This is a genomic window from Acidobacteriota bacterium, assembly GCA_028875575.1.
Lineage (GTDB): Bacteria > Acidobacteriota > Terriglobia > Versatilivoradales > Versatilivoraceae > Versatilivorator.
On sequence record JAPPDF010000075.1, the window covers coordinates 1 to 14,874 of the forward strand.

10 protein-coding genes, 2 tRNA genes and 1 pseudogene are annotated in these 14,874 nt (G+C 60.9%); 4 read left to right on the forward strand and 9 right to left on the reverse strand.

Translation table 11 applies throughout. The features are described from left to right. On the forward strand, window positions 1-2,427 hold a 2,427-nt coding region (locus OXI69_11220; protein ID MDE2666714.1), incomplete at its 5' end, for a CusA/CzcA family heavy metal efflux RND transporter. A gap of 56 nt (window positions 2,428-2,483) precedes the next feature. Here the strand turns inward: OXI69_11220 and OXI69_11225 are convergent. After that, the gene (locus OXI69_11225; GenBank protein MDE2666715.1) at window positions 2,484-2,969 is read right to left on the reverse strand and encodes a nitrous oxide reductase accessory protein NosL; all 486 of its coding nucleotides are present in this window, start codon (window positions 2,967-2,969) and stop codon (window positions 2,484-2,486) included. A 60-nt stretch (window positions 2,970-3,029) separates the two neighbouring features. After that, window positions 3,030-3,118: transfer RNA gene (locus OXI69_11230), tRNA-Leu, on the reverse strand. A 532-nt stretch (window positions 3,119-3,650) separates the two neighbouring features. Here OXI69_11230 and lipA point away from each other — a divergent pair. Continuing rightward, window positions 3,651-4,559: a lipoyl synthase gene (gene lipA, locus OXI69_11235; GenBank protein ID MDE2666716.1), complete on the forward strand. Its 909-nt coding sequence runs from the start codon at window positions 3,651-3,653 to the stop codon at window positions 4,557-4,559. A gap of 13 nt (window positions 4,560-4,572) precedes the next feature. Here lipA and OXI69_11240 read toward each other — a convergent pair. From OXI69_11240 to OXI69_11270, 7 genes and pseudogenes are all read right to left on the reverse strand, one after another. Continuing rightward, a pseudogene (locus OXI69_11240) lies at window positions 4,573-5,100 on the reverse strand (septal ring lytic transglycosylase RlpA family protein). Between the two features lie 276 nt (window positions 5,101-5,376). After that, window positions 5,377-5,616 carry a hypothetical protein gene (locus tag OXI69_11245; GenBank protein MDE2666717.1) on the reverse strand — a complete coding sequence of 80 codons (240 nt, stop codon included), beginning with the start codon at window positions 5,614-5,616 and terminating at the stop codon, window positions 5,377-5,379. 412 nt (window positions 5,617-6,028) lie between these two features. Next, window positions 6,029-7,444: an amidohydrolase family protein gene (locus OXI69_11250; protein MDE2666718.1), complete on the reverse strand. Its 1,416-nt coding sequence runs from the start codon at window positions 7,442-7,444 to the stop codon at window positions 6,029-6,031. Then, complete coding sequence (locus OXI69_11255) at window positions 7,441-8,217, reverse strand: GNAT family N-acetyltransferase (protein MDE2666719.1); 777 nt, start codon at window positions 8,215-8,217, stop codon at window positions 7,441-7,443. The genes OXI69_11250 and OXI69_11255 overlap by 4 nt, the downstream gene beginning before the upstream one ends. A gap of 45 nt (window positions 8,218-8,262) precedes the next feature. Continuing rightward, window positions 8,263-9,030 (reverse strand): CPBP family intramembrane metalloprotease, encoded by a 768-nt coding sequence (locus OXI69_11260; protein MDE2666720.1) that lies wholly within the window; start codon window positions 9,028-9,030, stop codon window positions 8,263-8,265. Window positions 9,031-9,133: 103 nt separating this feature from the next. Next, window positions 9,134-10,312, reverse strand: coding sequence for a Gfo/Idh/MocA family oxidoreductase (locus OXI69_11265; protein ID MDE2666721.1), 1,179 nt, complete (start codon window positions 10,310-10,312; stop codon window positions 9,134-9,136). A gap of 64 nt (window positions 10,313-10,376) precedes the next feature. Then, window positions 10,377-11,561 carry a pyridoxal phosphate-dependent aminotransferase gene (locus OXI69_11270; protein ID MDE2666722.1) on the reverse strand — a complete coding sequence of 395 codons (1,185 nt, stop codon included), beginning with the start codon at window positions 11,559-11,561 and terminating at the stop codon, window positions 10,377-10,379. A 149-nt stretch (window positions 11,562-11,710) separates the two neighbouring features. On the opposite strand from OXI69_11270, the gene OXI69_11275 reads away from it, so the two are divergent. Continuing rightward, window positions 11,711-11,787, forward strand: a tRNA-Glu gene (locus OXI69_11275). A gap of 473 nt (window positions 11,788-12,260) precedes the next feature. After that, window positions 12,261-14,693: a hypothetical protein gene (locus OXI69_11280; protein MDE2666723.1), complete on the forward strand. Its 2,433-nt coding sequence runs from the start codon at window positions 12,261-12,263 to the stop codon at window positions 14,691-14,693. The last annotated feature ends 181 nt before the right edge of the window (window positions 14,694-14,874 follow it).

Sequence of the window (14,874 nt, forward strand, 5' to 3'; positions counted from 1 at the left end):
GATATCCGCAGGATCGTGCTGGGGGTAGGCAGCAATGGAGCCCCCATCCTGCTGGGCGACCTGGCCAGGGTGTCGATGGGTCCCGAAATGCGCCGGGGACTAGCCGACTGGAACGGCGAGGGCGAAACAGTGGGCGGCATCGTGGTAGTGCGGTACGGCGCGGATGCCTACCAGGTGGTTCAGGACGTCAAGGCCAAGCTCGAACAGGTAAGGCCGGGCCTTCCTGAAGGCGTCGAGATCGAGGTGGCCTACGACCGCTCGGCCCTGATCGAAAGATCCGTTTCCGGCTTGGCCAGGAGCCTCACCAGGCAGTTGATGATCGTGGGTCTGGTGACGCTGGTCTTTCTTGCCCATGTCCGCAGCGCTCTGGTGATCGTCGCCACCCTGCCGGTGGGAATCCTGATGGCCTTCATCGTCCTCAACCTTCAGGGTCTGACAGTCAACATCATGTCCCTGGGGGGAATTGCCGTAGCCATCGGAACCATGGTCGATTCGGGAATCGTGCTGGCCGACGCCGTTCACGGACGATTGCGGGAACGGGCCGGAAAGGATCCTCACTGGCAAATTGTCGGCGATGCCTGCAAGGAAGTGGGTCCGTCGCTGTTTTTTTCACTGCTGATCATTACCGTTTCATTTCTGCCAGTCTTTACCCTGGAGGAGCAGGAAGGGCGGCTTTTCAAGCCGCTGGCCTTTACCAAGACCTACGCCATGGCCGCGGCGGCGCTTCTGACCGTGACCTTGGTCCCGGTGCTGGTGGGATTTTGCATCGGCGGCAGCCTCCGGCCCGAGAAAAAGAATCTTCTTCAGCGCTGGACGACTGCGCTTTATCGCCCGCTGCTCGGCTTCGCCTTTCGTTTCAAGTGGCTGGTGTTGGTGTTGGCGTTGCTGCTGATGGTGGTAAGCCTGCAGCCGTTCGCTCAACTGGGCTCCGAATTCATGCCGCCGCTCTGGGAAGGTGACCTCCTCTACATGCCCACCACCCTGCCCGGCATCTCCATCACCAAGGCGCGCGAGGTCCTGCAGCAGACCGACAGGATCATCAAGAGCTTCCCCGAGGTCGACCGGGTGTTCGGCAAGGTGGGCCGAGCCGATACCGCAACCGACCCAGCGCCGCTCTCCATGATCGAGACCACCATCATGCTCAAGCCCGAGAGCCAATGGAGGGAAGGCATGACCCCGGACAAGCTCATAGAAGCCATGGATGCGGCCATTCAGGTGCCTGGGCTCACCAATGCCTGGACCATGCCGATCAAGACCCGCATCGATATGCTCTCCACCGGCATCAAGACGCCGGTGGGAGTCAAGATTTCCGGTCCCGACTTGCGGGAGTTGGAACGCCTCGGCAAGGAGGTGGAGCAGATCGTTCGTCGAGTGCCGGGAACGACCAGCGTTTATGCCGAGCGAGTGATGGGAGGCAACTACCTGGACTTCCGGATCGACCGCAATGCCCTGGCGGTCTACGGTCTTCAGGTGGATGACGTACAGGAGGTCATCCAGTCCGCCATCGGCGGCATGAATATCACCACGACGGTCGAGGGTTTGGAACGTTACCCGATCAATCTGCGCTACAGCCGCGAGCTACGGCACAACTTGCCCGCCTTGAGCGCCACTCTTGTTTCTGCGCCCAACGGCCGAACGGTGCCCCTGGGACAGCTGGGCAAATTCCGCTACGTGAGCGGCCCCTCGGGAATCAAGAGCGAAAACGGCAAGCCCAATGCCTGGGTCTACGTGGATATCCGAAACGTCGACATCGGCGGCTACGTGGAGCAGGCCAGGCAGCGGGTCAATCAAGCGGTCCGAGTGCCTCCGGGATACACCATCGCCTGGAGCGGGCAGTTCGAGTCCATGCAGCGGGCCCGGCGGCGACTGTTGCTGGTCGTTCCGCTCACACTGATCCTTATCTTTGTCATGATCTATATCAACACCCGTTCGCTGGTGGAGACCGGAATGGTTTTGCTGGGAGCTCCGCTGGCCTTGACCGGGGCCATCTGGCTGCTTTACCTCCTGGACTACCAGCTGAGCGTGGCTGTCTGGGTGGGGATCATTGCGCTGGCCGGGCTCTATGCGGAAACGGCCCTGGTCCTGCTGCTCTACTTGAGAGGCGCCTACCGGAAATTTCGACTGGACGCCCCCCGGCGGGATCGCAACGGCCTCCTGCAGGCCATCGGTAACGGTTCCACGCAACGGCTGCGGCCAATCCTGATGACCATTGCCACCGATGTGATCGGGCTGATGCCGATCATGTGGAGCCAGGAAGCCGGGGCCGAGATGATGAAGCGGATCGCGGCTCCCCTGGTAGGCGGGGTGATGACTTCGGGCCTGGTGGTACTGCTGGTGCTACCCCTGATCTATTCCATGTGGAAAAGCCGGGGACTGCCCAGGGGGGAAAAGTTCACGGCTCTGCATGACCCCGATGAAGAGTCCTGAGACAGATCGTGGTCAGGTGGTTTCCACCGGGGCCGAAACCAGCAGTTCTGAAGGGGTCAATTCAGCGGCAGCGCGCTAAAGGGGAGCAGCCTGCCCCCATGTTCCCGCCGGAAGGTTTCGGCGGCCTGCTGGCTGGAGAATGCCAAGACGCTGGGGGAGCACCTGTCGAATTGCATGGAGGCCGGTTGTTTTTGTGAGTCCGTGAGCATGGGATGTTGCTGGCAGAGATTGATGTCGCTTCCCTGCACCACGTAGGCTTCATCGGGAGCAATCCTGGACCCGGTCTCGAAGTCGGTGAGCTCGACCACGGTGACCGCCAGTCCTGCCTGACTGCCGAGGGTAACGGCGCAGCTGGGGCAACAGAACGCTTCCTTCCGCCCCTGCTGCAGTGCAACCACCTGGCTGCCGGCATGCAGATGGCGCTCGCAAACGCCACAGCTTTCCGACCGGGAGGCGTCGCTCCACTGCCAGGCGGTGTAGATCAATCCTCCAACCGCCACCAGCAGGGCTAAGAGGATGATTTTTTCTGTCGCGCGTTTCATGGCAATGATTCAGGAACTCGGCAGGGTCCTTGCCACCCTCCACCGATGCTATGGGACAAATGGTGCCCGGGACCGGAGTCGAACCGGTATGGAGGAAAACCTCCGAAGGATTTTAAGTCCTTTGCGTCTACCAATTTCGCCACCCAGGCAAACCTTGTCGCCCAGAGGGTCGGTGTGCTGTGGCCGCGCCTGGCAAGTGTCCGAGATATAGCACCTTCCGAGCGAAACTGTCAATCGGACCTCAAGCGGATCGTGACGATTGAGGAATAAGTGATTGTAGATTTTGGATTTGTGGTTGTTGATCGAGGAGTTGTTACAACTGACCGCGCCTGAGTCAAACAAGAAAGAGCGGTCCACGAAGGGACACGAAGGACGACGAAGGGCCACCAAGCGTGACAGCTGTGCCGCATCGGCCGGGCTGCGGCCCGGCAAGCCGGCGCATGCCTCCTGGAGGAGCAGGAGTTATGGGAGCAGGCGCTCCCGGGTGGGCTTCATCCACTGACGTCGTCGCAGCAAAGGAGGTCCGTCGGTCTTTGTGTCAATTCGTGGTTCGTCTTCAACAACCATCGGCAGTTTCTTCCTCGCATGATCCGCCTGGCTGGCGGGGAGTGGAGCTTGCAATAGTGTCCTGCTTGCCCAATAATTCCAATGAACCCATTGGAATCAATTGGGACGCACGCAATGGAACAGGCTCAGACTCGCTTCCCCAGACACCCGCCCTGGCTCAAAGTTCGTTTCCCCGCTGGAGAGAACTACCACAGCCTCAAGAAGCTGGTGCGCTCTCACTCCCTTCATACCGTTTGCGAGAGTGCGCACTGTCCCAATATCGGAGAGTGTTGGGAAGCCGGCACCGCCACCTTCATGATTCTGGGAAATATCTGCACCCGACGCTGCGGCTTCTGCGCGGTCCAGACCGGCAGACCCGTGGGCTACGACCTGGCCGAGCCCTTGCGAGTAGCCGAGGCCGTTCGCACTCTCCACCTCAGACACGCCGTGATCACCTCGGTGGATCGGGACGACCTGGAAGATGAAGGGTCGCAGGTTTTTGCCCGGACTATTCTCGACATTCGAAAGACCAGTCCGACCACCAAGGTGGAGGTCCTGATCCCGGACTTCAGAAAGACCACCGCCAACCTCGACCGGGTCATCGAGGCTAGGCCGGACGTGCTGGCCCACAACCTGGATACCGTGCCCCGGCTGTTTGCCAGGGTGAAGCCCCGCGGCTCCTATGGCCACTCGTTGGAATTGCTGAAATATGTCAAGGAGAGGGATCCGGCCATCAAGACCAAGGCCGGATTCATGTTGGGTCTGGGGGAAGAACTCTGCGAAATCGAGCAGGGCATGGAGGACATGCGCTCGGCCGGCGTGGACATCCTGACCATCGGGCAGTACCTGAGGCCTTCAAAGAAGCATCTGCCGCTGTTGAAATACTATCGACCGGAGGAATTCCGCGAACTCAAGAGGAAAGGGGAGGCGCTTGGAATTCCCCACGTGGAATCGGGGCCCCTGGTGCGAAGTTCCTATCATGCCGCCGAACAGGTGGACGACCTCCTGAGCAGGGACAGTCGGCCCTTCAAAATCCTGCAGTAAGCCAACCTGCCCGCTAGTCCCGTCGCGTCACGAACCCTTCCAAGCCTTTGGACCGGAGCTCTTCCAGCGCTTTTCTCGCTTTTCTCCGGCTCGGAAAGTCGCCTGCCAGAACCCTGTGGAACATTCCCCGGGACGTTCGGAAGAGGCTGACAGTCACTGGGTCGTAGTCCTTTTCCAATTTCTTCTTGAGTGCGTGAGCCCGGGACCCTTGGATGAATGAACCCACTTGAATGGCCAAACTCTCGTTGACAGCCTCGATTCTCAGGATTTCGAGGCGGACTCTGGCCGTTCCGGGTCCGACCATGTCGATCTCTCGGGCAGCGGCCCGGGATAGATCGACAATGCGGCCCTTGACAAAGGGCCCGCGATCGTTGACGCGGACCTGAACCTTTTTGCCGTTGTCCAGATTGTGCACCCGAACCACGGTCTGGAAGGGCAAGGTCCGGTGAGCCGCCGTCATGGCATTCATGTCGTAGACTTCCCCGTTGCTGGTCCTTTCCCCGTGGAAGGGGTCACCGTACCAGGAAGCAATCCCGTAGATTTCAGAACGCTCCACCCTTAGATCCGGAGATCCGGGAACTGGGATCAGGAGCCGTCTCTTCCCGCATCCGGCAAGGAGCAGCAACAGGACCAGGCAGGACCCCAACAAACAGCGGCATTGACGGTTGGACCAGTACATTAGACGAGAGAAGTCGGAGGAGCTTGAAATCGGGCAAGGTGCCCGGATACTTGGGGGAAAGACCGAAGAGGGGAGTGTTCGGCTCGAGCCGGTTGTTCAGGGCTCCGCGGGCCATGCTGTGCCCGGTGAGAACACGGGTTAAGCCCTGGCATCGTCTAATGGCCAGCTATAGAGTCTGCCCTGGCGGCGACTGAATTCCAACTGTCGCTCTTCCTTGTCTATCAGTTCCTGGATGTACTCCAGGACCTGTTCCTGACTGCGTTCGGAAATCTGTTCCAAGCGATTGATAATGGCGTCACGCAACTGCGTATGATGGGCGCCGGCTGTTCCGGCATCCTGCTGCGAGCAGGGATCGCTCATCGACTTCGAATTCTCCATGCTGGTTCCTTTCCGGAGGGGCTGAACCCCCACTGCTAACCGGCACGCTGGGCAGGGATGGGAATGCCTGTCTGCAGCACCTGGAGGCGCATTGTTTGGAGGCCTGGAATATCCGCCTCTGGTCGGCAATGCAGGCGAAAAACTGCGCCACTATATTCCGAAATTGACATTTAGGCAATACGAATTTAACCCAATTTTTTTAGGTCTTTTTCTTGTTGAAGTTTAGCCCAAATTTTTGGAGTATTACTCAAGAGTGATTGGTATAAACCAATGGTTACAAAGGGGTTGTTAAATTTTTCCACAGCTCGACCGCAGCCGCTGGACTTTTTTCGAACTACCAATCCGGTCTTGAGCGTCTCCTCGGGACAGCCAACGCCGGGCACCCGGCGGCCGCCTTCCCTAGGGGTTGCTCTCAGGCCGGACCGGCCGGCGTCATTTTTTGCAGAATCCTTCCAACATGCTTCTTCAAATCAGCCTCGTCCAGGGTTGTCACAGTCCCCTTCTCAAACAACACCTCTCCCCCCACCATGGTCAGGATCACATCTGAAGATCTGGCAGAATGGACGATTGCGGTCACGGGAGAATACACCGGCATGGTATGAATTCCGTTCAGATCCACCGCGATCAGGTCGGCTTGCTTGCCGGTCTCCAGCGACCCGGTCGATCCGGACAAACCCAGGGCCCGGGCTCCCCCCAGAGTTGCCAAGTGCAGTGCCGTCTCGGCCGCAAAGACCTCCCCGGTGCCGCCGGCGTCCAATGGCCCGTCCCTCCGGCCAAACCAGGAGGGATTGAACAGACTGAAGCGCATCTCTTCAAACAGATCCATGCTGTTGTTGCTGGCCACGCTGTCGCTTCCCAATCCCAACGGGATTCCGGCGTGGAAGACCTGCTCCAGGTCCATCCATCCGTGGCCCAATTTCCAATTGGACTTGGGACAGTGGGCTACCGCGACTCCACTCTGCTTCAGGATAGGGAAGTCCGCGGCTCGCAGTCGGACACAGTGCACCAGCAGGGTTCCGGGGGAAAGTACCTCCAGACGGTGCAGGTACTGAACCGGGCTGCACTCCGGAGACGACCACTGGATCCCCCTTGAGCGCAGGGTTTCCGCCATCGGTCCCCTCCCCTCCTCTATCAGGAGGCTTTCGTCCTCGGACTCGGCCACATGAATGCACACCGGCAAGCCTCTGGAGGCTGCCCACTGTTGGACTCTCCGAAACAGAGTTCCGCTCACGCTGTAGGGAGCATGGGGGGAAACTCCCAGATTGATCCTGGCGGAACGGTCTCCGCCAGGGCCATTGCGCCCGGCAGTCGCGGATCCGATCCGTTCCTCCAGATTCGCCAGCTTTGCTTCGAGCTCCGCCAGGCGCTGCTTGGCTTCCTCCGGCCGGGGAGAAAAAACCTCCTGGTAAAGGACTCCACGCAAGCCGCTGGCGGAGAGAGCGTCCAGGCTGGTGCCCAGATCCATGGCGTCTCCCAGGGTGGTGACGCCGGACCGAATGGCTTCGCAGACACCCGCCTGGGCCGAGATTCTGAGATCTTCTCGGGTCAGCAACTCGTACTTGGTCCGAGTGAGACGCTGGATCCAGTCCCAAAAGGCAAGATCCTCCAGGTAACCCCGCAGGATCGTCAGCTCCAGGTGGGAGTGCACGTTGACCAGGCCCGGCAGCAACGCCGCGCCCCTGAAGTCACGTACTTCCTGGCCGGGGTAGCTCCTGAGCATCTCGGCAGTCGGACCGAGATCCTGAATCCGCTCACCATCCAGGACAACCGATCCCTCGCAAATGGGAGGAGAGCTGACCGGTATTACCCAGCTGGAGGAGAGAATCATGAGGCCAGCACCTGAGTATGGAATGGGACCAGATGATAGCTGACCTCACCGGGAGGAGAGGCTGATTCAAAGCCGGCGACGCAATAGCCCTTGCCAAACAGATCGGTAGCCTGTCGTTTGAAATCCCGCTGAATGGCCGCTGCCCGGTCAGGATCCCGAACCCGGATATCAGCGATGTCGGCTGGAAGATGCACGACCGACGATGTCGCCGGAAGCCGGTTCTCTGCCCGGTGCACCCGGCTCTCGACCCGGGAGCAAACCCGTTGGCTGGCGAGGTGCCATTCGGCCACCAGGCGATCGGTGGGCAGTCGGCCGTGCAGAGAGCTGGTGCTGGGGCCATAGGCGTCGGCAACGTACCGCCGGCAAATGACTCCCAGACCTTCCAGATTGAAATGAGCGTTGTGAATTTCGAACGGATCGAAGGTCCATTCGATGCGCTGGAAGCCCCGGCGAATGGCCTCCTCCCGCTGGGCCAGCTTGAGCGCCTTGCCGATGCCTTTCCGGCGGAAGTCCTGCCGCACCGCCAGCATCTGTGAGTGCAGATAAACCTCCCCTTCCCGGAAACCGGGGAAAGCGTTGATGAATCCAATCACCAGCTGGTTACGATCCAATGCTCCCAGAACCAGTCCTCCGATCTTGTTGAGGAGCAAAAGCGTTCTCAAGGGCAGCAGGTCTTCGTCCTTCCAGCCCCAGGTGGCGCGCTGCATCTCGACACATTGACGCAGGTCCTCCGGCGAAGTCAGCTCTTCGATTCGAATATTGGGATCCCGCATGAGGCGCTAATGGTGGACAGCAAGATCCCCTGAGGAGACCCTGCGTTACTCGCCTACGTAGGTGAGATTGAAAAAAATGAAGTCGGCCACAAAATGGGAGATCAGGGCGGATTCGAATCCCGCTCGCCAGAAGATGCCTCCGAACACGACACCCGCCAGAAAGGCCGTGGTGAAGCCGAAGCTGCCGTGGATCAGGCCGAACAGCCAGGCGGACAGAAGAATCGAGCCCAGGACCGCCAGCCAATCCAGGCGGGTCCATCCCCGATCTCTCAGGGGCTGGAGCATTCGGGTCAATATATAGTAGAAGGCAGCCAACAGGAAGAAGCGAAAGACCACTTCTTCCGTCACCGCAGCCCGCAGCGAAAGCACAAAGCTGTCATAGAAACTGTCCATCTCCCGCAAATAGGCCGGGATCCGTGGACTGAAGCGAAAGGGAGCGAACATGCGGTGAAAGGAAAGGGCGATGGCCACTCCGGGAATTACGCCGAAAATCATCAATTGCCGGCCCTTGCCGAGCCAGGCCGAGGGACGGTTGGCCAGGAAGGGTTCCAGGCCGGTCTTCAGGGCGAAGACCGCCCCCATAAAGGCACAGGGAGCATAGAGCCAGAACAGTCTCAGGAATTCCCACCAGGGCCACGCCTGGCTCTTCTGGAGGTTCAGGTCCGAAAGGCATTGGCTGAAGCTGGACAGCAGACCCAGGATAGCTGCGTAGCGGGCCGCCGTGCGCCAGTCGATTCCCTGAAAGAAAAAGGGCGTATGCTTGGTGGGGGCAGAGGCCGTCGTCGGGGGTATTGAAGATGGATCGGGGTTCAACGGTTACCCTTCCTGGGCCGGGCTGCGAACCCGACGCCGTCCATTACCATGACCAATGCAGCGCCACACCGTTCCAGGCACAAGGGCGGTCCGTCACGGCGGGTCAACCCAGGGGTACTTCGACCTCCTGACCGCGCCTCTCGGCCGAAAGGTAGGAGGCGTACATCACGGCCAGGGTGTCTTCAGCCAACTCCCCACCGGATTGCGGTTCCCGCCCGGTAAAGATGCACTCCATGAAGTCCTGCAACTCTTGGGGATAGCCGCTCATCCAGTCCTCGTCCGGCGCCGGGCGGCTCCAACCCTGCTTGGTCCCTATTTTCTCCACGATATAGACATCCCGGAGCTGGTCCTCCCGCGGATTGTAGGTGGTTACGGAATCGGTCGGATTGATGTTGCAACGGGTCCGATGGTTGTTGGCCATGACTTCCAGCCAGTTGTGCACCCCGCCCATGACGATCTCGCTGGAGAAGATGTCGGCCACCATGCCGTCCTCGAAGACCACATGCATCTGGCCGTAGTCCTCGACATCCTGGTAATCGGTCCGTAGCTGTCCGGCATCCCGATAGGTGTCCAGGCGGGTGATCTCGTGGACCCGGGCGCTGACCGAGCGCGGGCGCAAGGGTCGGCCCAGCCTGGCCAAACCTTCCTCCCGCTTCAGATAGAGCGCCGCCGTCAGCGGGTGGCACCCCTTGCCCACGATGGAGCCTCCACCGGCCCGGGACCAGTGCCCGTAAGCTTCGGAGTGCGATCCGCTGTGGGACTCCTCCCCCATCATCCACAGGATCTGGCCCTTGGTGGAGTGCAAAATTTCCCGCTCTTTTTGAACGGAGGGTGCGTAGACCCAATTTTCCGCGTACATGAGCTGACGTCCCGATCGGGAGGCCGCCTCCCGCATCCGCCTCGAGCTTGCCAGGGCCTCCTGCATCATTGTTTCCTTGGGAAAACTGCGGGCATCGAAAGGGTCCTGTCCGGCCCCGAAGTAGCCGGTGAGCGGCTTTTCCACGATGACGTGCTTGTTGAATTTGAAGGCCTCCACGGCCACGGCTTCGTGCACATAGGCAGGCGCGCAGACATCGACCACGTCCGCCGCACTCAACAGGCTCTGCAGGGAGTCGAAGGCGTTGAGCCCGTGGGCGCCGGCAAAAGCCTCGGCGCTTTTTCGGGACCGGGACACGACTCCCACGACCTCCAGCGGGACGCCGAACACCTGCCGATAGCAGGCCAGGTGAAAGCGGGCCGCGAACTGCGCCCCTACGATACCGACTCGAATTTTCGATTGCATGAGTTCCTGACCGCTGGTAGGGGGTTGCGGCCCTGACAAGAGGCCCGGGGCCCCTTGGACGGGTTCAGGATGCCCCCGCAACTCCGCCCTCCGCCAAAAAGGTCTTAAACCTCACCAAGGCCTCCCGAAGGATGTCCCGGTCGGCCGCGTAGCATAGTCGTACCGATCCTTCCCCGCCGGCCCCGAAGGCCACACCGGGAGCAAATCCGACTTGCTTTCCAAGCAGAAACCTGCGGCAGAAGTCGAAAGAGTCCGACAACCCCTCGATTCGGGGAAACAGATAAAAGGCTCCCAGCGGTTCGGGAAGCGTGACGCCCGGCATGGCATCGAGAGCCAGCCGGCAAAAATCCAGGTTGTCCCGCAACCGCTCTCGCATCGAATCCAACTCCGATTCCCCGTCCCGGAGAGCCACTTCTCCCGCCTTCTGGGCCATGGCCGGAGCATGGGAGACCACGAACTCGTTCAGTTCGGTGGCCTTTCGGGCCGCATCCCGGCGGGTCACCAGCCAACCCAGGCGCCACCCGGTCATGCAGTAGGTCTTGGAGAAAGACTGCACCACGACGACGGCGTCGTCCCGGTCACACAGGCGCAAAATGGACGGGGCTACGTTGCCGCCGTAATAGAGGCGTTCGTAGACTTCGTCGGCCAGGAGCCAGAGACGGTGACGGCGGCAGAACTCCAGCAGGGCCTCCTGGTCCTGCCGGGAGGCCACCCACCCCAGCGGGTTGGAAGGCGAGGTATAGAGGAGTAGCCGGGTACGCGGATTCAGGCAGGACCGCAGCCGATCAAAGTCGATCTCGTAACGGGAGTCCTTTAAAACCATCGGCACTTGCCTGGGTATGGCGTTGAACATCTGGACAATGGCCGAACCGTTGGGCCAGGCCGGAGTCAGCAGCAGGGCTTCGTCCCCCGGGTCCAGGGCACAGCGAATGCCGACATTGAGCGCCTGCACTCCCGAGCTGGTAATGACAATCTCCGAGCCCGGGTCCAGGTCCACCTGGTGCAGTTCCCGGTACTTTTCCGCCAGTGCCTTTCGCAGGCTGGGCAGTCCGGCATTTTCGGTGTAGAAGGTGAATCCCTCCGCCAGCGCTCGGGTTGCGGCCTCCTTGATGTAGTCGGGGGTGGGTTGGTCCGACTCACCGAAATAGAGCTTCAGTACTCCCTCCATTGAAAAAGCAATGTCGGCGATCTCGCGAATGCGTGAAGCCGGCACGGCCGTGACCGAAGTGGCCAGGGCAGCTCTATCCATGATGGCCTCAGCCGGTCCGGTGGAGGAGGGACCGGCTTTTCCGATTGGGGTCGTCACTATTCCGTCCCGCGGCTGTCTCCCCGATCGGGGGAGGACAGGCTGAATTCATTGAAATGGCGTGGAGGCTGTGGTAAAAGAAAACTCTGCGTGGCGCTATGGTGTAATTGGTTAACACGCTGCCCTCTCAAGGCAGAGAGTACGGGTTCGATCCCCGTTAGCGCTACCAGATTTTTCCCCAGAGAATTCCTGAGAGCACCATCAAGTAGTCGCTGTCAATCAGTATTGTGCAATGGTCACCTGTCTGGACGATTTCAAAAGCGTCTCTTGACAGCCAGGGGCAACCGGGGGCATAAGCAGGGATACAAAGGTAGTTACAGCAAAGAGTTGCCCCCAAACGGCTCTCACCGATATTACCATCCGTGGTGTCCAACCCGGCAACAAATCCAGAAAATTATAATCGTCGGCCGCGGGCTCAATCCGAAATTCACTCACAGGGGCGTACGGTTCCGAATCATTGCCATCCCGACAATCGGTCTCCTGATTGAGCCTTGCGGTTGGGTTCCGGCGGGGGGGCATTTCAATATCGGAGCCGCAAGCCCCACCGGACATACGGGACCCTGTTCGAGGTCCGGAAGCAGGGCCGCGTTCCCGCCGTCCGCTTGAGGTCCAAAGTCCCAGACTCTGGGAAACAGGGGCGGAATGGTTCGAGAATCCGCCGCCGCAGGCCTCAGGACACGCCGTACCCATTCGGTGCAGGCTCGATCGGGAGTCTTCATGATCAGTCCTCTGCTTAGCTCATTCTTGAGTTCGTTTCTTGCCCTGTGCCTCTTCTTCGCCCTGTCGCCGGCGCTGACTGGCGGCCCCCCGCCAGAGAACCTCCGCCGCCCGGCGGACGACTCGATCGCCGGACAAGCGCAGGAACAGGGAACGACCATTCTGTACTTCCCGGATTACGTGGATGGAGGCGGATGGTCGGTGCAGTTGGTCCTCAGCAACGTCGACCCGGGAGCCGCCGCCGAAGTGCGGGTGGCAGTCTACGATCCGAACGCACAGCCGGTCCCGGATCTGTTCGATTCCGATATAACCTTGGAGATTCCGTCGCTGGGCAGTCACGTCCTGAAAAGCTCCGGTTCAGGAGCCATTCGGCAAGGGTGGATCCAGGTCGAGAGCGAGTCGCCCAAAGTCAGTGGGCTGTTGACCTATCGGCATGCCCAATCGGGAATCGAAGTCGGCGTCGAGCCCGTTCACCTGGGAACCGAATTCGCTCTGTTGGTGGAGGAATCGACGAGCGTGGGCGCTGGATTCGCAGTGCTCATGCCGGAGGCCGCTTCCCGCCTCGAGCTTCGCATACGCGACGAGGAGGGGAGCGACCCCTTGAACGGTGGGTTCCTCCTCTGGGGGGATTTCCACCAGGAGGCGCGCACGCTCCCGGAATGGTTCGCCGTGGAAGGAGTCGATGCGGGGTTTCTGGGGAAGTTTCGTGGGCTCCTGTTCCTGAGAAGCGAGGACGATTCTCCCTTCGCTCCGCTCGGGCTGCAGTTCGGGAAGCGGATCCCTTCACTCTCGGCACTACCGACGATTCGGGTCCCGGACGAAGGCTCCTCCGACGGTGGCCATCCCTTCCCACCGGTGGTGGCGGGGGTGTCCACCAGTGCGGTGACCTGCCCCATCACGGTGACGGGAACGGGCCGACAGCCCACCCTGACGGGATGTGACCCGGTCAACGTCCCGGTCGATCCGGTATTCGGAGAGTCGGCGGCCGCGATCCGCGTTGTAGCCGGCGGGGGGCAACGCGCGTTCACCGGGCGCACCCTCGATTTGCCCCTAGTCGTTCGCGTTCTCGACACCTCAGGGCAGTCTGTTTCCGGAGTGACCGTGAACTTCTTGCCAGCGCTGGGAAGCGGCCGGGTAGATCCCTCGACCGCGGCCACGGACCGGAACGGCGAGGTCGCGGTGGAGTGGAGCATGGGGTCCGAGGCTGGCATCCAGACGCTCATGATCGCCGCAGACCTGGCTGTCACGGCTGTCAACGTCGACGCGATCGACCTGGAGGCCGAGCTCGACAACATTTTTGCCGAGCCGACCGCTGCGGAGATCGAGGCGGTTCGCGCAGACTGGGCCGTGCGCGACATTTCTCCGGTTGACGTGTCGGTCGAATTCACGGAGGCGTATCCCCTGGACGACACCCCGGCGACCCTGCGCGTGGTTTCGCACCAGGTGGGGGAGGCGCGCCACTACGGAGCGATCCTTGCGCCCGACTCCGCGGCACCCGGCACCCTGCCCGTCCTAATGTACCTGCACGGCGGCGACAGCGGTGTCGACGTGGGCGATGTCGATGTCATCGGGTACTTCCTGGGCGAGTTGCGGGACCGCTTCGTCTACGTAATTCCCTCTTTTCGCAGCGAACGGCTTGAGTTTGGCGATCGCGAGTGGATTTCGACCGGCCCCGGCAGTCACTGGGACTACGATGTGGACGACGCCCTGGCGCTCCTGAGCGTGGCTCTGGAGCTGACTCCGCAGGCGAAGACGGAAGGTGTGAGCATCATCGGCGCAAGTCGTGGAGCGGGTGTCGCCATGCTGGCCGGCATCCGCGACGAGCGCATCGAGAACATCGTCGCCTTCTTCGGTCCCACCGACTTCTTCGACGACTGGGTGCGGCAAATCGTGCGCGAGGCGGCCCTGGGGCGTCCGCGTAAGCTCACGGGCGTGGCCTTCATGGACTCCACCTTTGTTCAGCCCTACATGAGAGGCGAGATCGATATGGCTCAATTGCGCCTGGAGCTGGTGCGCCGCTCCTCCGCCCTGTTCGCCGAAGGCCTGCCGGCCGTCCAGCTACACCATGGCGATTCCGACGAGACCGTCGCCGTCACCCAGGCGTACTCGATGATCCGTGCCATGGAGGCCTTGGGCCGCGAGCCTCCCGAGTTCGAGGCCTTCATCTACGAGGGTGGAGGACATGTGCTGTTCAGTCTGACGGGCGCCATTGCGCGGGCGGTGGGGTTCCTGGGGCGTGCCCTGAAAGGGGATGGAACCAATATGTCCGACCTCACGTCAGTACACCGTTCCGGCACGACTCTCAGCCCACCGACCCGCATGCCAGCGGCGTCTTCTCGGCTTTCCCCTTTCGACTGAAACAATCGAACTCGTGTCGCAGCGGGTGGTATGCACTCACACGCCGACGTGTTTGGGGACAGGCTTTGTCAGCTACGGTCGGCGGCGCTGTGCAATCCGAGACGGGGGTTCACCTGTTGGGACCATGGAAAAAGCAGCTTTGCTCGGGCATCCAAACAACCGATTTTCGATCCACTTGATT